Source organism: Flavobacterium branchiophilum NBRC 15030 = ATCC 35035 (assembly GCF_002217205.1).
GTDB lineage: Bacteria > Bacteroidota > Bacteroidia > Flavobacteriales > Flavobacteriaceae > Flavobacterium > Flavobacterium branchiophilum.
In genome coordinates, this window is the sequence record NZ_MUGT01000089.1 from 1 (window position 1) to 20,559 (window position 20,559).

Annotated in this window: 15 protein-coding genes; 11 read left to right on the forward strand and 4 right to left on the reverse strand. The window is 30.0% G+C overall.

Annotated features, from left to right (window positions below):
• The first annotated feature begins 128 nt into the window (after positions 1 to 128).
• The 4 genes from B0A58_RS10675 (at position 129) to B0A58_RS10690 (ending at position 8,885) form a co-directional block, all read left to right on the forward strand.
• Complete coding sequence (locus B0A58_RS10675; RefSeq protein WP_089081050.1) at positions 129 to 3,791, forward strand: DUF7149 domain-containing protein; 3,663 nt, start codon at positions 129 to 131, stop codon at positions 3,789 to 3,791.
• Between the two features lie 10 nt (positions 3,792 to 3,801).
• Positions 3,802 to 4,815, forward strand: a complete 1,014-nt coding sequence (locus tag B0A58_RS10680) for a nucleoid-associated protein (RefSeq protein ID WP_133063126.1) — start codon at positions 3,802 to 3,804, stop codon at positions 4,813 to 4,815.
• On the forward strand, positions 4,812 to 6,281 hold the full coding sequence (locus B0A58_RS10685) for a hypothetical protein (RefSeq protein WP_089081052.1): 1,470 nt from the start codon (positions 4,812 to 4,814) through the stop codon (positions 6,279 to 6,281). Before B0A58_RS10680 ends, B0A58_RS10685 begins: the two co-directional genes overlap by 4 nt.
• Positions 6,282 to 6,458: 177 nt before the next feature.
• Positions 6,459 to 8,885: a S8 family peptidase gene (locus B0A58_RS10690; RefSeq protein WP_089081053.1), complete on the forward strand. Its 2,427-nt coding sequence runs from the start codon at positions 6,459 to 6,461 to the stop codon at positions 8,883 to 8,885.
• Here B0A58_RS10690 and B0A58_RS10695 read toward each other — a convergent pair.
• Complete coding sequence (locus B0A58_RS10695) at positions 8,882 to 9,907, reverse strand: AAA family ATPase (protein WP_089081054.1); 1,026 nt, start codon at positions 9,905 to 9,907, stop codon at positions 8,882 to 8,884. The genes B0A58_RS10690 and B0A58_RS10695 overlap by 4 nt on opposite strands.
• 85 nt (positions 9,908 to 9,992) lie before the next feature.
• On the opposite strand from B0A58_RS10695, the gene B0A58_RS16975 reads away from it, so the two are divergent.
• Positions 9,993 to 10,124, forward strand: coding sequence for a hypothetical protein (locus B0A58_RS16975; protein ID WP_260439130.1), 132 nt, complete (start codon positions 9,993 to 9,995; stop codon positions 10,122 to 10,124).
• 658 nt (positions 10,125 to 10,782) lie between these two features.
• Here the strand turns inward: B0A58_RS16975 and B0A58_RS10700 are convergent.
• The 3 genes from B0A58_RS10700 to B0A58_RS10710 are packed head-to-tail and all read right to left on the reverse strand — an operon-like array spanning position 10,783 to position 13,258.
• Positions 10,783 to 11,130 (reverse strand): DUF4296 domain-containing protein, encoded by a 348-nt coding sequence (locus tag B0A58_RS10700; RefSeq protein ID WP_014083262.1) that lies wholly within the window; start codon positions 11,128 to 11,130, stop codon positions 10,783 to 10,785.
• Between the two features lie 49 nt (positions 11,131 to 11,179).
• Positions 11,180 to 12,523, reverse strand: a complete 1,344-nt coding sequence (locus tag B0A58_RS10705; protein ID WP_089081055.1) for a dihydroorotase — start codon at positions 12,521 to 12,523, stop codon at positions 11,180 to 11,182.
• A 9-nt stretch (positions 12,524 to 12,532) separates the two neighbouring features.
• The gene (locus B0A58_RS10710) at positions 12,533 to 13,258 is read right to left on the reverse strand and encodes a polyprenol monophosphomannose synthase (protein ID WP_089081056.1); all 726 of its coding nucleotides are present in this window, start codon (positions 13,256 to 13,258) and stop codon (positions 12,533 to 12,535) included.
• A 104-nt stretch (positions 13,259 to 13,362) separates the two neighbouring features.
• Here B0A58_RS10710 and B0A58_RS10715 point away from each other — a divergent pair, with 104 nt between their 5' ends.
• The 6 genes from B0A58_RS10715 to B0A58_RS10740 all read left to right on the forward strand — a co-directional run bounded on the left by B0A58_RS10715 (position 13,363) and on the right by B0A58_RS10740 (position 20,461).
• Complete coding sequence (locus tag B0A58_RS10715; RefSeq protein ID WP_089081057.1) at positions 13,363 to 14,028, forward strand: DUF4271 domain-containing protein; 666 nt, start codon at positions 13,363 to 13,365, stop codon at positions 14,026 to 14,028.
• A gap of 99 nt (positions 14,029 to 14,127) precedes the next feature.
• Positions 14,128 to 14,871: a uroporphyrinogen-III synthase gene (locus B0A58_RS10720; protein WP_014083266.1), complete on the forward strand. Its 744-nt coding sequence runs from the start codon at positions 14,128 to 14,130 to the stop codon at positions 14,869 to 14,871.
• A 131-nt stretch (positions 14,872 to 15,002) separates the two neighbouring features.
• Positions 15,003 to 16,304 (forward strand): AAA family ATPase, encoded by a 1,302-nt coding sequence (locus tag B0A58_RS10725; protein ID WP_089081058.1) that lies wholly within the window; start codon positions 15,003 to 15,005, stop codon positions 16,302 to 16,304.
• Positions 16,291 to 16,782, forward strand: a complete 492-nt coding sequence (locus tag B0A58_RS10730) for a hypothetical protein (protein WP_133063127.1) — start codon at positions 16,291 to 16,293, stop codon at positions 16,780 to 16,782. The genes B0A58_RS10725 and B0A58_RS10730 overlap by 14 nt, the downstream gene beginning before the upstream one ends.
• 4 nt (positions 16,783 to 16,786) lie before the next feature.
• Entirely contained in the window at positions 16,787 to 17,557 is a 771-nt protein-coding gene (locus B0A58_RS10735) for a class I SAM-dependent methyltransferase (protein ID WP_089081066.1), read from the forward strand.
• A gap of 15 nt (positions 17,558 to 17,572) precedes the next feature.
• A complete protein-coding gene (locus tag B0A58_RS10740) occupies positions 17,573 to 20,461 on the forward strand; it encodes a DEAD/DEAH box helicase (RefSeq protein WP_089081060.1) in 2,889 nt (962 codons plus the stop codon).
• Positions 20,462 to 20,559 lie beyond the last annotated feature (98 nt).

Below are 20,559 nucleotides of genomic sequence, written 5' to 3' on the forward strand. Positions count from 1 at the left end.
CAATTATTTTATATGAGCCCTTTTTTCATCATAAAAATAAAATCATAATGATGCTAAATCATTATTTTTTAATAGTTCATTTGTTTTGAATATTTTAGTACATTTGAAGCTAAAATTTCTTCTAAAAAATGACACCAAAACTACGCAAAGCCCTCAACAAAGCCTTTCTTAAAATAAAACCAAATCGCATTGATATTGAGAAGTTTAAAGCCAATTTGATTTTGCTTTTGGACAGCATCAAAGAAAAAGAGACGGAAGAATTTCATAAAAATTTGATTGCTGATTTTTTGAAAAACACCTATTATGCTCCCAATCATTTCATCAATACTAAAGGCCGAAACGACTTAGTAATTCATATTGGCAAGGAAGCCAAAACCAATGTGGGTGTCATTATTGAAGCAAAAAGTCCGAGTAATAAAGCAGAAATGCTCACCGAAGACAAGCTCAATAACAAAGCCTTGCAAGAACTCGTATTGTATTTTTTACGGGAACGCATTACCCACAAAAATCTAGAAATCAAACATTTAGTTGTTACCAATTTGAACCAATGGTTTTTGTTTGACGCCCAACTATTCGACAAACTTTTTGCCCAAAACAAAAACTTCGTGAAACAATTTCAAGATTTTGAAGAAGGCAAACTTTTAGGTACCAACACTGATTTTTTCTATAAAGATATTGCCAAACCCTATATTGAAACGATTTTAGACAAAATTGAATATACTTTTTTTGATTTGATTTCGTATAACACCATTTTACGTAACAACGATAAAGAGGATGATGCAAAATTGATTGTTTTGTATAAATTACTTTCGCCAGAACATTTGCTAAAATTATCTTTTGCCAATGATAGCAACACCTTAGACAAAAATTTCTATAACGAATTACTGCATCTCATTGGCTTGACAGAAACCAAAGATGGTGGCAAAAAACTCATCGAACGTCCAAAAGAAGGGCACCGATTTGCAGGTTCTTTGCTAGAAAATGCCATCAACCAACTCGAAAGTTTAGACAAAATTTCTCGGTTGCCCAATGCCAACCAATATGGCGAAACCCACCAAGAACGCTTGTTCCACGTTGGACTAGAATTGTGCATCACTTGGGTAAACCGCATTTTGTTTCTAAAACTTTTGGAAGCCCAATTAATTAGCTATCATAAAGGCGACAAAAGTTATGCCTTTCTAAACAAAGAATTGCTCAACGATTATGACAATTTGAATGCCTTGTTTTTTATGGTTTTGGCAAAGCAACCTGAAGAACGCAACGACCGAGTGAAAACCCTTTTTGAAAAAGTGCCTTATTTGAACAGTTCACTCTTTGAACCCACCGAATTGGAACACCAAACCTTGTTTATCTCAGGTTTAGAAAATGATATTTTATTGCCCTATTTATCAAGTACTGTTATCAAAGATAACCAAGGCAAAAAACGCACTGGCGAAACCGACGGGATTAGTTATTTCTTTGATTTTCTTGATGCTTATGACTTTGCAAGTGAAGGCAGCGAAGCCATTCAGGAAGACAACAAAACCCTGATAAACGCCTCTGTCTTGGGCTTGATTTTTGAAAAAATAAACGGTTACAAAGACGGTTCTTTTTATACACCCAGTTTCATCACGATGTATATGTGCAAAGAAACGATTCGAAGAGCTGTGGTGCAAAAATTCAATGAAACCAAAGGCTGGAACTGTACCGATTTTGAGGAATTATACAACAAAATTGACGATACCAAAGAAGCCAACACCATTATCAATGGCTTGAAAATTTGCGATCCTGCGGTGGGATCGGGGCACTTTTTGGTTTCAGCACTCAACGAAATCATTGCAATCAAGCACGATTTACGAATACTTTACGATAGAAATGGAAAACGATTGAAAGAATACCAAATCGACATTGTAAACGACGAGTTGATTGTAACCGATGAAGACGGAATGCCATTTGTATATAACCCCAAAAACCCAGAAAGTCAACGCATCCAAGAAACCTTGTTTCATGAAAAACAAACCATTATCGAAAATTGTTTGTTTGGCGTGGACATCAACCCCAATTCGGTGAAAATTTGCCGTTTGCGATTGTGGATTGAATTGCTGAAAAATGCTTATTATAGAAGCCCCCTAGCCTCCAAAGGGGGAAATACCAAGTTTGCGGATAGAGAAGCTGTTTTCCCTTCGGGAGCAAGGGGGCTTGAAACCCTGCCAAATATTGACATCAACATCAAATGTGGCAATTCGTTGATTTCCCGATTTGGATTGGATGCCGATTTGAAAAAGGCTTTGCAACAAAGCAAATGGACAATTGATACGTATAAAAACGCGGTAAACACCTACCGCAATGCCGAGAGCAAAGAGCAAAAAAGAGAAATGGAACGTTTGATTGCCGATATAAAAAGCAATTTTAGAAATGAAATAGCCATAAACGACCCCAAGAAACTGAAATTGGAAAAGCAAAAAGGCGAGTTGTATAACTACACCCAGCAAGTAGGACTTTTTGAACGCAACAAGAAAGAGCAAGCCGAGTGGAACAAAATGGTAAACCAATTGACAACCAGCATCAAAACACTTGAAAATGAGATAGATGACATCAAAAACAACAAAATATATGACAATGCTTTTGAATGGCGCTTTGAGTTTCCTGAAGTATTAAACGACGAAGGCGATTTTGTTGGTTTTGATGTGGTGATTGGGAATCCGCCATATCTTGATATGAGAGAGATTGACCAAAATCAAATTTCTTTTTATAAAAACAAATATTATTCAGCATCAAATAGAGTTAATCTATTTCCACTTTTCATTGAATTATCTTTCAATATTTCGAATTTTAATGGATTAAATTCAATGATTATACCTAGAAATATAATTAGATCTAATGAATATGATTTGATAAGAAAGTTTATACTTAATAATACAATTGTTGAAGAATTATTAAGCTTTAAATTAGGTGTTTTTGAAGATGTTACAAGTGAAGTTGTCATTTTTATTTTGAATAAAAGAATTAACTCCGATAACATTATAAAAGTTTATAATTATAATAAAGTAATTGAAAATGGAATTGATTCAATTCAAATACCACAAGCAATTTTTAAAAATAGTTTAGGTAATAGGTTTAATATATATTTAAACATAGAAAAAATAAAAATTCTAGAGAAGATTTCTAAAGAATCAATTTTGCTTGGAACTATATCTGAAACTTTGCAAGGGATAATTGCTGGAGATGAAAAAAAACTTGTTTCAAAATATAAGCAAGACGATGATTTTAAACCGGTTTTAAGAGGTAGGGATATAAAAAAATATTCAAATTATAAACAGGAAATGGAATATATTGACTATTCTGATTTTGGTAAAAAACTAACAAGATGTAGAAAAGTTGAAAATTTTGAAGTTCCTAAAAAAATACTTACTCAACATATATCTAGCAGAATTATAGCATCAATTGATTATGATTCAATTTATTATATGCAAACAGTAAATGGCACTATTATAACTAAGAAGGATATAAGTTCTGAATTTATTTTATCACTTTTAAATTCAAAATTACTTAACTTTTATTATGATAATTCTTTCAATCTTGGTGCTGAATTTACTACAGCTGTAGCTATCGAAAATATAAATTTATTGCCCATAAGATGGAATCGTGAAATAAATCAAAATCCTTTCATCGACAAAGTTGACCAAATCCTTTCGTTGAAAAAAGACAATCCTGCTGCTGATACTACTGCTTTAGAAAAAGAGATAGATTTGATGGTTTATGAATTGTATGGGTTGAGTGAGGAGGAGATAGCGATTGTTGAGAAAAGTTAAAATAAATAATATGGAAATAAAAAACATTTTTTTGCATCACATTGATGTCAAAAATAATTCAGTTAGTAATATTGAACTTGATGGAACATCAATAAACTTGAACTCATACATTGATTCTTTAGTTAAGGAAGTTTTAGAGCAACCAAATAAGAGAGAGTATAGTTTTAAAGATGGTGAAACTGAAATTAAAAGTTCTCTTGGATCTATTTTAGATAATATTGAAAATCTTGATAGTCTTATTTTAAATAATGCTAAAAGATTACTTGAGAAAGAAAAGAAATCTCAAGAGAGAATGAGCAGATTGGATATTGAAATACAAAAAGGTAGTTTATTACATTTACATTTTGTAAAAGATAATATCAACCAAATAATTATTTGTAAAGTTGAACATGATGAAGTTTTAAGTGAAACTAATTTTGATATAATAAAAGGATTAAATACAAAGAAAAAAGTTTTTAAAGCTATTTTAGTATTCTTTGATGATAGTAATAACATTACTTTCAATTATGTATTTGACAAAAATTCGAGTAAATATTGGTGGGATGATTTTCTTGAATTAATTCAAAAAAACACTGATGATAAGAATACAGAACTTTCATTAAATGAGATTGATAAAGTTTTAACTCCTCATAGAAAAATATTTTATGCAGATTTTCTAATTTTAAGAAATTCAATGATTGGTCATTATAGAAATAAAGATAGGTTCAATTATACTGAGCTACTTGATGAAGTATTTAGAAATTACACACCTATAAATTCAGAGTTTCCAAAGGATAAAATAATTAAAAGACTAGAAGAGCTGCCTACAAAAAAAGGATTTGATACACAGTTTGTTATTACAAAGAAAAAAATAAATAAACGTGCTCAGCATAAAATTAGATTGGCTCATAATTTATATCTCAACATTGATGATTACGTTGAAAATCTTAAAAACTTAATTGAACCAGTTGAAGAGAATGGTTCAAAATATGTTAAAATATTATCTTCTGATGGTTATGATTTTTTAAAGGATTTGCTAAAATGATAAAATTAATTACAGATTTTTTTCCAACAATAAATGTATTAAGTATTGTAGATAATCTGAACAATTATGAATTGAAATATATTGGTAAAGTTGATGCAAACTTAATCAATAAATTCAACCATGATTTATATGATGAATTCAACTCAGGGCTTATAAAATATGGTTATGAGTGGAATTTTGTAATTGATGAAATTAATTATTCTATTAGTCAGTCTAACTTTATAAATATTGATACTGAAGATTTGGAGGATTTAACAGAGTTAAATCTAAACTTACAAATTTTTAAAAAAGGCAAAAACGTTGTTATATATAATGAAAAAGAGTTTATAAGTACTATCAATGCAATAAATTTAGAAGACCTTCTAAAGGTATTTATAAATAAATTTCGAGATGGAATAATTTTTCATAATCCAGAAGACAATACTGAATTATCATCGTCATATATTGGATATAATTTTGATTTAAAAAATAGTCAAGTTGTTGAAAATGAATTTAAAATTAGTAGTCAATGTCATTTTAACAATCTGTCAGAATTAAAATTTTCTCCAAATGATTTTAATTTGAATAGAATAATTAATGACAATCCTATTGTGCACTTAATCAATAAAGTATTTCTCTCTTTTATCCTTGTTTATATTTTTGATAAATCTGAATTTAAAAAAAACAATGTATTTCTAAAAATTAGTGGTTTTAAAACAAATGAATTTGAATTAGAGTTTGATAAACTAAAAACAGACTCTCTACAGATTTATGAAAAGATTTTTTATTGGATATACTCTGAAAAAAACAAGATTGAAGATAAGATTGGAATTGCAAGAAATATACTTTCAATTTACCTTAAAGACAATGATATTCAAGTTAATGAAAGTACATTCAATTCAATATTATCTGCAAATAATACATATATAAAAGGCAATATTTCAAAGTATATTGAAGCTAGAAATAAAATTCATGAACAAGTTGAACAAGTTTCAAGTAAAGTTAATTCTTCATTAGAGACTTTTTATAACAATTTTCAAAAATCAATTTTTGTATTCATTTCATTTTATCTTACAATTTTTGTTTTAAAAGTTTATGCTAAAAATGATGTAACTTCATTGATTAACAAAGAAGCAACTATCATGGCTTTAGGTTTATTAACTCTATCATTTCTTTTTTTGTTGTTTTCAGTTTGGATTTTATCTCTTGAGAAAGGTAGAATAAATCAAAAATATGAAAACATAAAAGCTAGGAGTTTAGATTTGCTTTTAAAAGAAGATATTGATATTATTCTCAAAAATGATAGTGAATATAATGATGAAATTGGTTTCTTAAATAAAAGGAGAAATTTATATATCAAATTATGGATTTCAACTTTAATTGTGTTTTTAGTTGTTCTTTTTACAACTTCTGATTACATTAATTTCAGATATATTGAATTATACAAGAAAGAATCTAAACTACCATGTTGTTGTAATTGTGAATAAATATCTTCCCCCCCCCAAAAAAAAAAAGACAATCCCGCAGCAGATACTTCAGCATTGGAGCGTGAGATTGATTTGATGGTTTATGAATTGTATGGGTTGAGTGAGGTGGAGATTGCGATTGTGGAGGGGAGATAGAAAATTTATAAAATGAGCCGTTAATAAATTATTAATAGAAATATGCCAAATAAAAAACATTTAAGACTTTCAGAACAACAATTGGAAAAAATAATTCCAATGAAATTCAAATATGGTTTTCCAACAGAAAATGAAGAAGATAAAGAAGAACCAAAAAACTATTACAGAGTAGCACAAACGCTTAAAATCGATAGAGAGAGATTCTTTGCAAACATTGCTATAAAAAATGATAGAAGAAGTAAAACTTTAAATGTACCGCATTACATAGACCATGTAGTATTTACATTCCAAGGGCAATTTATAATAAGCAAATTTTTTGAAATATATTACAATAATTTTGGTTTAGAAGCAGTTGCATTTTATGATTTTGGTAAAAAAGGGCTTTTTGCAATTATCGACCATAAAAAGTTTCAAGTATTTCTGAATGAAGTACATAAATTCATTCAAAAAGAATTAGAACACAAAACAGACTTGGAATATGAAAATTATGTATTGTACATTGCTTCATTCAAGTTATTACAAATAAGAGAAATTGTAAAATTTCGTTTAGATCAAATGCAAGGCTTGGTCTATTTATCATTAATGAATTTACCATTAAATGATAGGTTAAAAACGGATATTCTAAAAAGATTATTCACTTATTTAAAAGATAAATCATTAGATTTCAAATTTGACGAACCCAACGATAGATTAGAATTAAACAATCCTACACCTGAAATACTTCAAGAAATTATCGAAAACTTTGATATTATTGAAAGTGCTACAAATTCAGCTTTCACTACTGTTCGCCCAGGAGAGTTTAATACAGTAACTCGAGCACAAGGTATCAATATTGTTAATGCAGAAGAAGATTTACCAATTATTGGAATTATTGATACTGGTGTCAGCTCAACTTCCGCTATTGCACCATTATTAATCAATGATAAATCATTTGCACTTAATGGTGATCCTTTTATTGATGTTGCAAACAGAAATGCTCACGGTCATGGAACTCCAGTAGCAGGGCTAGCGGCTTTAGGTAAATTAAACCATCTAAATAATTTTGAAGGAGATGTAATGGCAGATGCAAAAGTCTTATCAATAAAAATTTCTGATTATGGTAGTGGATATATTTCGGAAATTGATTTAGTAAAAATGCTATACGATGTAAAAGCTAAATATCCAGAAATTAAAATATTTACATTAACAACATGCTATAATAGATATAAAGCAACTAATGAAGATTTTTCAGATTATACTTATGCTTTGGATAAATTTGCTTTTGAAACGAACAGCTTAATTTTTATATGTACAGCTAATAATGATGATGCCATTGATGATAATAGTTCATATGACTTAAAATATTTTCATTCTGAAAAGACTAATATATGTACCCCTGCCGACAGTATGAATAATTTCACTGTGGGTGCAGCAGCAGATAATGTTGCTAATAGTCCATTTTATGGGATTGCAGATGGTAGAGAATTTCCAACCTTATTTTCAAGAAAAGGTCATGTAGATTTAAGCTTAATTTTTTCAAGAAATAAAATAAATAAAAATTATTTCAAACCAGATGTAATTGAAAGTGGTGGTGATTTAGTGGATTCAAATAATTCATACCTTGATTGGGCTTCTGAAGCATCTATAAATGTTATCTCCGCAAGAGCAAACATGGGTCTCTTCGAAGAAACTGGAACTAGTTTTTCTACTCCATTAGTAGCTAACATAGCGGCTAAAATTCAAAAACAATATCCAGAATTACATCCACAAACAATAAAAGCTTTAATAATTAATTCAGCCTCGTTAAATAAGATTCCTTTTGAAGCTTTGGTTTCAAAACTAAGGAATCGTGTTGCAGGGCATGGCTACATTGATAATTTTAAAAGTGTTTTTTCAAATGAAAATTCTGCAACTTTAATATTGGAAGATAGTATTAGTGATGATGATTTAAAAGTCTATCCAATTAATTTTCCCCAATACTTAACTCAAACCGATTTAGGAAAACAAAGAGGTATAGTAAAAGTTACTGCAACGCTTTGTTTTAGCTTTTTACCATTAAAAAATAATCAACTATCTTACAATCCTTTACATATTGCTTTTTCAATTTTTAAAAATCACGAAGCGGAAGATATCATAAAATCTGATAAACAAATAAATTCAAAAATTAAAGGACTGACTTGGTCACAAAATGGAAGATATAAATCAAAACCAATTCCATATTCTAACACTCAAAAATTAGAATTAAATGTAAATGTTAGTGATTTAGTTAATGAAAGAAATACATTCAAATTAGCAGTTCATTGCATTGTAACGGATCAAATTATAGGAGGTTTACCTGAAAACTATCCTAAAAATTTTCCATTCTCATTGGTCATTAATATAGAAGAAACAACAAAAAACAATACGGGTAAATTATACGACGAACTAAAATTAATCAATAATATAGAAGTTATCACTAATTTAGAAATAGATTTAGAAGCTGAAAATTAAATATTCACAGATTTTTTTTCGATATCAATTAAATTATTCCAAACTTCTGAGTCTATTTTTGCAGAAAGTGCTAATTCAGGATTTTCTAAAGTAAATAAGCTACGCTTAATAGCTGTAATTAATGTTTTTTGAATACTATAATATGATAAGCCAATAGCATTTTTTATAGCTTTATTGGCTTTCGTTTTATTATCAAAACTAAAATTACCCCTCTTTAAAGTTAATGAAACAAGTTCTATTATCTCTTTTTCATTTGGTAAATTAAAACCTATTGAAAAATCAAATCTTCTTAGTAATGCATCATCTAACATTTCTTTTTGGTTAGTTGCTGCAATGACAATACTTGATTGGGGTAAATAATCAAAAAGTTGAAGAATTGTATTTACAACTCTTTTCATTTCACCATGATCTTGACTATAATCTCTAACTTTCCCCAAAGAATCAAACTCATCTATAAAAATGATACAATCCTCGGATGCTGCTTTCCTAAAAATTTTAGATAAATTTTTACTGGTTTCACCTAATTTTGATGATACAATTGCTCCTAAATTTACCACAACCATCATTTTGCTTAATTCGCCTGCAACTACATAAGAAGCTAATGTTTTCCCACATCCAGACGGTCCATGCAATAACAATTTATTAGCAATTGGCAAATTAAATTTTCTTAAAACATCTGATTTTAGATGCTCTTCAATAAAATGATTTAGATTATCAATTACATTTTTGTCTGCAATAATATTTTCTAATTTATAATCAGATGTAAGTTTTTCTAAAATTAAATCGCCAACTTCCTTGTCTTCAATTCTATTAAAATAATTTTGCGAACCAACAGATGTCAATGTATTTGACTTTTGAAGTCTAATAGATTCTTTAATTATGGATTGAAGCTGAATAGCAAAATTAGTTTTTTTGCTTTTTTTTGAGTGTTCAATTAGTTCATTAATTACAGACAATAATTTATCTTGGTCATTTTCAAGACCATATTTAGCAATTTCTTTTATGTAATCAAATTGACTCATTGTTTTGCAAATGTAACTTATAATTTTTAAAATCAAATTAAAAAAAATAATTTATTTTAAATTCAATGTTCTAAAATTTTTTTCATTGCCCCGTTTAATTACAAAAAAAGACAACCCATCGGCAGATACTTCGGCATTGGAGCGTGAGATTGATTTGATGGTTTATGAGTTATATGGGTTGAGTGAGGAGGAGATTGCGATTGTGGAAAAAAGTTAGTTTTCAAATTAATCAGATTCTAATAGCACTTTTCATTCCGTCGTAATGAGAAACAGTAGTTCATCTAAGCAATCTTTTTGCTAACGATTAGTCAGTTATGAAATGCTGATATCAAAGTTTCAACGTAGTTAACCCAACTTGTAGCCTATTATGTATAAAATGTCAATTAAAAGTTGAATTTTGATTTTTTCCTAATTTTTAGTTGTCGTTTTTGTGTAGAGGGCTACAGTGTTTTTAATTTATTTGATTTATAATGAGGTTATTTGTTTGTAGTGCACAAATTTAACATTTTATAAAGATTTACCTTTTATATTTACAAATAAATTGAAAATCAGATGATTGTAAATTTGTAGTGCACAAATCGGAACTGTATAAGATATAAATTATTGTATATCAACTACTTAACAAGAATAAGCTGCAACATGGGTTAATTGATTTTAATTCATATCAATCTTCAGAAAAACACCTTATTTACGATGGGGTTGCTTTAGGGATTGTAGTGGAAATCCTTTTTTGCCCCTCTTTTTGGGGCAAAAAAGATTATTTCACAATATTATATTTCTTTTGGAGTTCAATGAACCTTGTTTGAAACGGATAGCCCGACCCTTGGGGAACGCCCAAATAATAGATTAGCTTATTTTATAAATGAACTAAATATTTATTTTTTTAGAATTTTGTATGTTAATAGCGAATCTTTTTCGGCTAGTTTGGCATTCACTTTATTGTACATTCTTCTGTATTTTGCAATATTACTGGCATAATATTGGTGACTTTTGGCAAATTGTACACTGTCTATTTTATATTTTTCATAGATCAATTTATTGGTGGTTGTTTTTAGTTTACTAGCATATACCGTGTTGTTTCTTACGGCATCTAACAAAGCCAAATCATATAGTATTTCGACCATAACGTCGTCATCTATAAGGTTTTTTGGTTTTTCAACAACCGTTTCTTTACAACTCAATAAAAAACCAAAAACTATTAGTACAATTAATGCTTTTTTCATTTTTTTGAAAAATTAAAAATATAAAATTAAAATGTATTGTGAAATTTTATTAATGAGCTTCAAATAGCAATCTTTGCCCAGCTCTGGTATCTTTTATTTTGAAATTTTGATAGACTAATTGTCCGTTTACAAAAGTGTGTGTAACCCTTGATTTGAATGTGAATTTTTCAAAAGGCGACCAACCGCATTGGTACAAAATATTATCTTTATTAACGCTCCAAGGCATTCCAGTATTTACAATTACCAAATCGGCATGATAGCCCACTTTGACAAACCCCCTTTTTTCAATTTTAAAGATTTTTGCGGGGTTATGGCACATTTTTTCGACTATTTTTTCTAATGAAATAATGCCTTTGTGGTAAAATTCTAAAATAGCAACTAATGAATGTTGTACTAATGGCCCACCTGAAGGGGCGTTTAGGTACGATTGATTTTTCTCTTCTAAGGTGTGCGGTGCATGATCTGTAGCAATAACATCTATTGTGTCGTTGAGCAATGCTGTCCAAAGGGCCTCTTGGTCGGCAGCCGTTTTTACGGCAGGATTCCATTTTATCAAATGGCCTTTTGTAGCATAATCATCGTTTGTAAACCAAAGATGGTGAACACATACTTCTGCAGTAATTTTTTTTTGTTCCAATGGAATTTTGTTGCTAAAAAGGGCCATTTCTTTTGCAGTTGACAAATGAAAAACATGGAGTCGGGCTCCCGTTTTTTGTGCCAATGCAATTGCTTTTGACGACGAAAGGTAGCAAGCCTCTTCGCTACGAATTAAATGATGAACCGTTATGGGAACCTCCTCGCCATACTGGGCTTTATAGGTAGCTAAATTTTGTTTAATGGTAGCTTCGTCTTCGCAATGAACGGCAATAAGCATTGGAGTGGACGAAAATATTTTTTCTAAAACCTTTTCGTCATCCACAAGCATATTTCCTGTAGATGAACCTAAAAACAGTTTGATTCCAGCTACATTTCGAGGGTTGGTTTTTAATATTTCGTCTAAATTGTCGTTTGTACCGCCCATCATAAAAGAAAAATTAGCGTAAGAATTGTTTTTGGCCAATTCGTATTTTTGTTCTAAAAGTTCTTGTGTAACGGCATTTGGTACCGTGTTGGGTTGTTCTATAAACGATGTAATACCACCCGCCACAGCAGCTTTAGACTCTGATGCAATGGTGCCTTTGTGTGTAAGTCCTGGTTCTCTAAAATGGACTTGATCGTCTATAATTCCGGGCAATAAATAGTTGCCTTGAGCATCAACTATTTTACAATCGGGGTGTTTGGCACTTATAGTGGTGTCAATTTCTACAATGAAGTCATTTTCTATTAATACATCTCCTTCAAAAATAGATCCTTCATTTACAATTTTGGCGTTTTTTATCAGTATTCTGTTCATGGCTTGAAATTATAATTTATTAATTAAATGTCTGATTCGTAATGAAATAACTCCTAATATTGCCTCTTTAAAAATAGCACTACTCATTTTTGACTGGCCTTTTGTTCGGTCTGTAAAAATAATAGGAACTTCGGTAATGTTTAAGTTTTTGGTAAAAACCCGATATTTCATTTCAATTTGAAACGCATATCCAACAAATTTTATTGCCTTAATGTTTATAGTTTGTAAAGTTTTTCGAGTATAACAAATAAAACCAGCGGTAGCATCATGGATGTTCATTCTCATAATCCATTGTACATAAACCGATGCAAAGTAAGACATTAAAACCCTACTCAAAGGCCAGTTTACCACATTGACTCCTGTTACATATCTGGAACCAATAGCCAAATCTGCACCACCAAAATGACAAGCTTCATAGAGTTTTTCTAAATCATTAGGGTTGTGCGAAAAATCAGCGTCCATTTCAAAAATATAGTCGTAATGCCTTGCCAAAGCCCATTCAAAACCATGTACATAAGCCGTTCCTAATCCCGATTTTTTTTGACGAACTTCTAAAAATAAAGTATCATGAAATTCATTTTGAAGCCCTATTACTTTGTCTGCCGTTTTATCGGGCGAATTGTCATCAACAATTAATATATGAAAGGATTTGTGTAACGAAAAAACAGCCCTAATGATAGACTCAATGTTTTCAATTTCGTTATAAGTTGGAATTATAACAATGCAATTTGACATTTATTTGGTAAATTTTTGGGCAAAAATAAACATTTTAAATAACATCAAATCATAATAAAAACATAATAAATACAAATGATATAAAAATTTATTAATTTTGCACCATGATAGATTACGAATTACATAACAGAGCCATTGAAAACAAGGATTGGATTACCATTTTGCTGATATTTTGCCTTATTTTGATTGTGTTTACCAAAACTGTTTTCGAGAATAGATTCAATGATTTTGTTAAATTATTGATTACAGACAAATACATTCGTATATACAAAGAGAACAGTAATTTTACAAACTGGTTCACGATGCTCATATTTTTATTTCAAATTCTTACATTGGGACTTTTTTTTCAATATTTGTTAAGCTATTTTAAAATAACAGAAAAAACAGATTATATTGTTTACATTCAAATCATCACCTTTTTAAGTTTTTTTATTTTATCTAAATATTTAATAGAAAAAATTATAGCCACTGCCTTCAAAATAGAATCATTTATGGAACAATTCAACATGATTAAGCTTCATTATAGAGCCTATACGATCATGTTTTTGATGCCAATTACGACGATTTTATTTTATAATGCTGCACCAATTCCCGTTCTAATGTACGTATTATCAGGTGTTTTGATAGCAATAAATGTTGTTATTTATTTAAAAAGTATAAAGATTTTTCAAAAATTAATATTTGGCAAATTATTTTATTTTATTTTGTATCTTTGCACCCTCGAAATAGCACCATATTATTTTATATATTATTGGTTTAAATCAAGATAAAAAAATAAAATACATAAATAAATAGATATCTTTTTTGTAGATAAAAATTTTATGAAGTATTTTATAAAAAAGCAAAAAAATTATTAGCATTCCCTAAATATGAAAGTGAAAACAATTTTGGTATCGCAACCTGAACAAAAAATCGAAAATTCACCGTACTTTGACATTCAACAGAAACACAAAGTAAAAATTGACTTCAGACCTTTTATTCATGTTGAGGGTGCAACCGCAAAAGACGTAAGGGCACAAAAAATAGATTTGAACCATTTCTCAGCTATCATTCTAACCAGTAAAAATGCTGTGGACCATTTTTTTAGAGTTGCAGAAGAGATGCGTTATAAAATACCTGAAGATTTAAAATATTTTTGTCAGTCAGAAGCCATCGCTTTTTATCTGCAAAAATATGTGGTTTATAGAAAAAGAAAAATTTATGTTGGTTCAAAAGATTTTTCAGATATGTCGGCTTTAATAAAAAAGCATAAAGAGGAAAAATTTTTATTACCCGCATCAGACCAGCTCAATGCTGATGTCCCAGTAACTTTAAACAACCTAAAAGTAGCATGGTCTCACGCCGTTTTTTATAAAACAGTAATGAGCGATTTAAGCGATTTGGCCGATGTTTACTATGATGTATTGGCATTTTTTAGCCCAACAGGTATTAAATCGTTGTTTAAGAATTTCCCTAATTTTGAACAAAAAGAAACCAAAATTGCTGTTTTTGGTAGTTCCACACAAAAAGAAGCCATCGAGCACGGCCTTCGAGTAGATATTATGGCCCCGTCGCCAGAAAGCCCTTCCATGACAATGGCACTCGAAAAATATCTTGCCAAAGCCAACAAATAAAATATCAAAACGCCTTTTTTTAAAGGCGTTTTTTATCATAAAAACAAGCGACTTATTGGTTGTTTAACTTACAATTTTGACGTATATTTGTTTTTTATAAAACATAAAAATAAATTTTTTTATAACAATAAATGAAACTAAAACTTCAAAACATAGGAATAATTGAAGAAGCCGATGTTACAATTGACGGCATCACTTTGATTGCAGGACAAAATGATTCTGGTAAAAGTACGGTTGGGAAGGTTTTGTATGCTTTGATTAGAGGGGTAAATATTGACGAAGAGCGATTTTATTCTTCTAAAAATGAATTTATTAGAAAAAGAATAAGAGATGTTAGAAATTTACTTTTAAGAACCAAATCTTCTAATGAAAACGACGACATTATAAAAGAAAAATTTGTATCACTTTTTTTAGATAGTGATCAATCCGTTTTTACTAGTCGTAATTCAATAATTAGAGCAGATGAAATAGAGTTTGTAAAAATTACAATTGATGAATTAGATAAAATAAAAGAATTATTTCAAGATTTCTCGAATGAATCTACTAAAAATCAACTCGAAATTTTAATTGAAGATATTAAAAACAGAATTGAAATTACCATAGATTCAAAAGATGTTTTGCATTATGAATTGGAAGAGTTTTTTGAAAAAGAATTTGGGAATCAAATCCAAAGTAAATTCAAATCGGGAGATTCATTTGTACAAATAGAAGATGATAAAAAGATAGCGTTTAAAGATACCCTTCATTTTGAGGGTTTTGACACCTTATCAACTTTTCATTATGATGATGTAATTTATATAGAGTCGCCATTGAAACTACACGAAAATAGTTTTGTGTTGTTTGATAAAATCCTTAGAAATAAAAGCAACTATTTGAATCACAAAATATACCAACCCAAGAAAGAACAAGATATTTTTTCTGATACAAGTGATAAAACCAAAAAGCTCAATCAATTAATTTTTGAAATTATAAATGGAGCTTTTAACATTAATTCAAATGGTGAATTAAAATTCAAAAAACAAGAAATAGATTTTGATTTAAGCAATGTGGCAACGGGGATAAAAAGTTTTGGAATATTACAAATGCTAATTGAAAATGATAGCTTGAATTCAAACACATTACTTTTTCTCGACGAACCTGAAGTGCATTTGCATCCAACATGGCAAGTAAAATATGCTGAAATTTTAGTACTTTTATCAAAAGAACTTGCAATTCCAATAGTTTTAACTTCCCACAGCCCTTATTTTATTGAGGCTCTGGAAGCTTATTCAAAAAAATACAACTATGAAAGTTCAACTAATTTTTATTTTGCGGAGAAAAATGAAGATGGACTCTCAGCAAAAATTACCGATGTAACCAAAAATATTTCACCTATTTTAAGTTCTATTTCTGAAGCTTTTTATACAATTCAAGATATTAATGATGAAGATTAGAGAAATAGAAACGCATTTTGAAGAAAATTTTCCAAAAAAAAGTTTAGCTATACTTTCATTAGATGAAAAAAATGAAATTACACTTGTAAAAACGGAAAAATTAAGTTTTGATTTTGATAGCGTTGTTAAAAAGAACGATAAAATCATTAAAACTGCTGATACCCTATTTTTTAAAAATAATAAAATCATTTTTGTTGAATTCAAATCTGGAAAAATAGGTAATCTCGATTTCAGATTAAAATCAACTGAAAGTATCATTTCTTTTTATAATTACATTTTTAAAAATAATTTTCAAGAACCATTGACAATTCCAAATGCTATTTTTGAAATTTATTTTGTTTACAATAAAAGAGCCAGTTCAGCTACTTTAAATACTTTTTCACAGATTGAAAGAGAATTAAAATTGGAGTATAAGCATTTATATTCTAAATTTAAAATGCTTGATAATGAACAATTTACAAAACTATTCAGAATATAATCTAATGAAAAATCTATTCAAATTCATCCTCAACACCATTCCACGTCCACTCTTGATAAGATTGAGTATTGTGGTGCGTCCCATTTTGGCATTTTTGTTAAAAGGCAATACGTTTACCGACCCGATAGACGGGAAATCCTTCCGAATGTTTTTGCCGTATGGCTATGGCAATCAACGAAATAATGTATTGTCGCCCAGCACATTATCTTTAGAAAGACACCGCTTGTTGTGGCTCTATCTTCAAAATGAAACCGATTTTTTTACAGCAACAACCAAAAAGAAAGTACTGCATTTTGCACCAGAGCAAGAGTTTTATAAACGTTTCAAAAAACAACAAAATATCGATTATACCACCACGGATTTGCTTTCTCCACTAGCCGATGTAAAAGCCGATATTTGCAATTTGCCTTTTGAAGACAACCACTATGACGTTATTTTTTGCAACCATGTTTTGGAGCATATTCCAGACGATACCAAAGCCATGCAAGAATTGTATCGGGTGTTGAAACCTGGCGGCATGGCCATTCTTCAAATCCCGCAAGACTTGAACAGAGCCACCACTTTTGCAGACGACTCAATTACTGACGAAAAAGAAAGAGCAAAAATTTTCGGACAATATGACCATGTTCGGGTTTATGGAAGGGATTATTTTGACAAGCTGCGAAGTATTGGTTTTCAGGTGGTTGAGGTTGATTATACCGCACAAATGAATGCAGAAATGGTTCGTAAATACTGTTTGGCACAGGGAGAAATTTTGCCTATTTGTTTTAAATAAATTCTTTACATTTTGATGAATTATACGTTTTGTTTTAATTTGCATTTTGAAACCACGTTGGGATTTTACGTGCCAATACCTTATGTGGTTAATAATCAGCAAGAGATAGATTATGTAGATAAAAAACCGTCGCCAGAGGTATTAGCCGATTTGGGAATTTCCGAAAAAAAAATAGAACAAGACCAAAAAACCCTACTCAAGATTTGCAAATCATTAGAAGTGCCTAGTATATTGAAAAAATATTCGGCCAAAAAAAAATTCAAAACTTATACCGAGTTGATGTTGGATCCAAGCATGGAAGATGGTGTTTTGAGATTCCTTCATTTTCAATTGGATAACTTTTATTCTATTGTCCAAAAAAATAATTATCCGCTAGCCATCAATATGGATTTGGATAAAAATTTTGCAAAACACCGTATTGCCACTTCAAATGAATCGATGAAAGCCTTTTTGAAGTTTGACAAAACGGAGAATGATATCAAATATTCATTGTTTTTGAAATCGCAAGACCAACTTTTATTTCCAGAAAAACAATCAATAACTTTGCTTTTGAATAAATCTAAATGGATGGTTTTGAATAAAAAATTGGTTGCATTGGAAGGCATCAACACCAAAAATATAGAACCATTTTTAAAGAAAAATGCGATAGAAATTTCTTTAAAATTAGCCCCACAGTATTTTGAAAATTTTATAAAAAACATTGTCAAAAAAGTTGATTTTGAAGCTACTGGTTTTGAATCGATTGTTAAAAACCAGCCCATAAAAGTAGGTTTGAACCTTCAAAATGATTTTTTTACCAATCAATATTTAATTAGTTTGCATTTGGATTATGCGGGTTATGTTTTTGATTTTGAAAAAAATAAAAATATCCATTCTGAATTGGATTTAGAGGATTTGACCAACATCAAAATTACCCGTTACGTTCGAAATCCAGAGGCAGAACAACAATACATTGCTGCCTTGCAAGAACTGGGTTTGAATATAATCAATAATGCTTTTTTTGGATTGAAAGCCCAAGAAAAAGATAGGTATCAAAACGTTGAGTGGTTGATAGAAAATAAGCAAAATATTGAAAATAAGGGGTTTGTATTGGATTATATTGGTATCGAAAATAAAAAATTACAAGTAGCAATACCACAAATTAAAAGTTCAAATACCTTAAAAAACGATTGGTTTGATATTGAAATGACCATTATTTGTGGTAGCCTATCGTTTCATTTTTTTGAAATTTTACCTCATTTGAAAGAAGGCCAACGGTTGTTTTTGTTGCCAAACGACAGCTATTTTTTGATACCCTCGGCTTGGTTTACTACTTATAGCTCGTTGGCTAGAATGGCAAAAGTACAGGATGGAATGATGCGATTGCCTAAAAGTAATTTTACTATTATAGACGGATTGCCAGAATTAGATCATCAATTGATGACTTCTAGCGAAGTAGCCTTTTCGCCATCGACTGCTGTAAAAGCCCATTTGAGACCCTATCAAATAGAAGGAGCTAAATGGCTTTTTGAACATTTTTGTAACGGATTGGGAGCTTGTTTGGCAGACGACATGGGATTGGGAAAAACCTTGCAAACCTTGACAACCTTGACCGCAGTAAAAGAGCAAATTCAAACCAAAGAGGCCACGGTGCCCATGTATGATTTGTTTGGTAATGTAGTGTCAAATTCTCAAACCTTTTTGAAAGCATTGATTATTTTGCCATCATCGTTAATATTTAATTGGTACAACGAAGCTAAAAAATTTACCCCACATTTTAGTGTGATTCAATATTCGGGTGCAGATAGAAAAAAGTTAGTCAAAAAATTAGATAAATATGATTTGATTTTTACAAGTTATGCTATTGCACAACGGGATAGCGCCATTTTTGCAAAGTATCATTTTAATTATTTAATTTTAGATGAAAGCCAATATATTAAAAACAAAAATTCCGAAACATTTAAAAGAATTAATGAAATTCAAGCCGTAAACAAAATCTCTTTGAGCGGCACACCTATTGAAAATTCTCTGAACGATTTGTGGTCGCAAATGCAGTTTATCAATCCAAATTTGCTTGGAACATTTGATTTTTTTGTTAAAAATTATAAAGTGCCAATCGAGAAAAACCAAGATGTGCAAGCTTTACTTGAGTTGAAGAGTTTAATAAAACCATTTGTATTAAGACGTACAAAAGAACAAGTATTGGATGATTTGCCAGATAAAATGGAGCAAATTTATTATTGTGATATGGAACCCGATCAGGCCAAAATGTATGAAGAAGAGAAGTCTAAAGCTCGAAATTATTTGTTGAATTTGACTGATGAAAAAGCGGGTAAGTTGCAAATTATCAATACTTTAATGCGATTAAGACAGCTTAGTAACCATCCAAAAATGATTGATGCCAATTCTGAATTGGATTCTGGCAAGTTTTTAGCGGTAACACAGTACATTGCATCGTTACTCAAAGCCAATCAAAAAACCATTGTGTTCAGTTCCTTTGTGTCCAATTTGGCTTTTTATGAACAATGGTGTTTAGACCATGATGTCTTATATTCCAAATTGACTGGGCAAACCAAACCTAAAGAACGAGAAGCCGCAGTAAAACGATTTCAAGAACAAGAAGAAATTAAATTGTTTTTTATATCGCTCAAAGCCGGTGGCGTAGGGCTCAATATTACAAAAGCATCGTATGTACTTTTTTTAGACCCATGGTGGAATCCGTTTGCCGAAGCACAAGGCATTGGCAGAGCACACCGAATTGGACAAGAAAATAAAGTAAATGTCGTTCGGTTTATTTCAAAAAATACAGTTGAAGAAAAAATCATTAGTTTACAAGAAACCAAAAAAATACTTTCAAACTCGCTTTTAGATGATGATTTTGTTAGTGCCGAAATCGAACAAAATTTAGATTATATTTTAACTTAATTTTTTTAAAATAATATACAATTAATTTAATAAAATTAACGTTATTTGTATAATCGTTCATTTTAAAATAGAAATTATAATAAAATGATATTTTGTTT

Excerpts from the sequence above, each read along its gene's own strand:
- B0A58_RS10675 (WP_089081050.1), top strand. The coding sequence starts at position 129 with ATGACACCAAAACTACGCAAAGCCCTCAACAAAGCCTTTCTTAAAATA.
- B0A58_RS10680 (WP_133063126.1), top strand. The coding sequence starts at position 3,802 with ATGGAAATAAAAAACATTTTTTTGCATCACATTGATGTCAAAAATAAT.
- B0A58_RS10685 (WP_089081052.1), top strand. The coding sequence starts at position 4,812 with ATGATAAAATTAATTACAGATTTTTTTCCAACAATAAATGTATTAAGT.
- B0A58_RS10690 (WP_089081053.1), top strand. The coding sequence starts at position 6,459 with ATGCCAAATAAAAAACATTTAAGACTTTCAGAACAACAATTGGAAAAA.
- B0A58_RS10695 (WP_089081054.1), bottom strand. The coding sequence starts at position 9,907 with ATGAGTCAATTTGATTACATAAAAGAAATTGCTAAATATGGTCTTGAA.
- B0A58_RS10700 (WP_014083262.1), bottom strand. The coding sequence starts at position 11,130 with ATGAAAAAAGCATTAATTGTACTAATAGTTTTTGGTTTTTTATTGAGT.
- B0A58_RS10705 (WP_089081055.1), bottom strand. The coding sequence starts at position 12,523 with ATGAACAGAATACTGATAAAAAACGCCAAAATTGTAAATGAAGGATCT.
- B0A58_RS10710 (WP_089081056.1), bottom strand. The coding sequence starts at position 13,258 with ATGTCAAATTGCATTGTTATAATTCCAACTTATAACGAAATTGAAAAC.
- B0A58_RS10715 (WP_089081057.1), top strand. The coding sequence starts at position 13,363 with ATGATAGATTACGAATTACATAACAGAGCCATTGAAAACAAGGATTGG.
- B0A58_RS10720 (WP_014083266.1), top strand. The coding sequence starts at position 14,128 with ATGAAAGTGAAAACAATTTTGGTATCGCAACCTGAACAAAAAATCGAA.
- B0A58_RS10725 (WP_089081058.1), top strand. The coding sequence starts at position 15,003 with ATGAAACTAAAACTTCAAAACATAGGAATAATTGAAGAAGCCGATGTT.
- B0A58_RS10730 (WP_133063127.1), top strand. The coding sequence starts at position 16,291 with ATGATGAAGATTAGAGAAATAGAAACGCATTTTGAAGAAAATTTTCCA.
- B0A58_RS10735 (WP_089081066.1), top strand. The coding sequence starts at position 16,787 with ATGAAAAATCTATTCAAATTCATCCTCAACACCATTCCACGTCCACTC.
- B0A58_RS10740 (WP_089081060.1), top strand. The coding sequence starts at position 17,573 with ATGAATTATACGTTTTGTTTTAATTTGCATTTTGAAACCACGTTGGGA.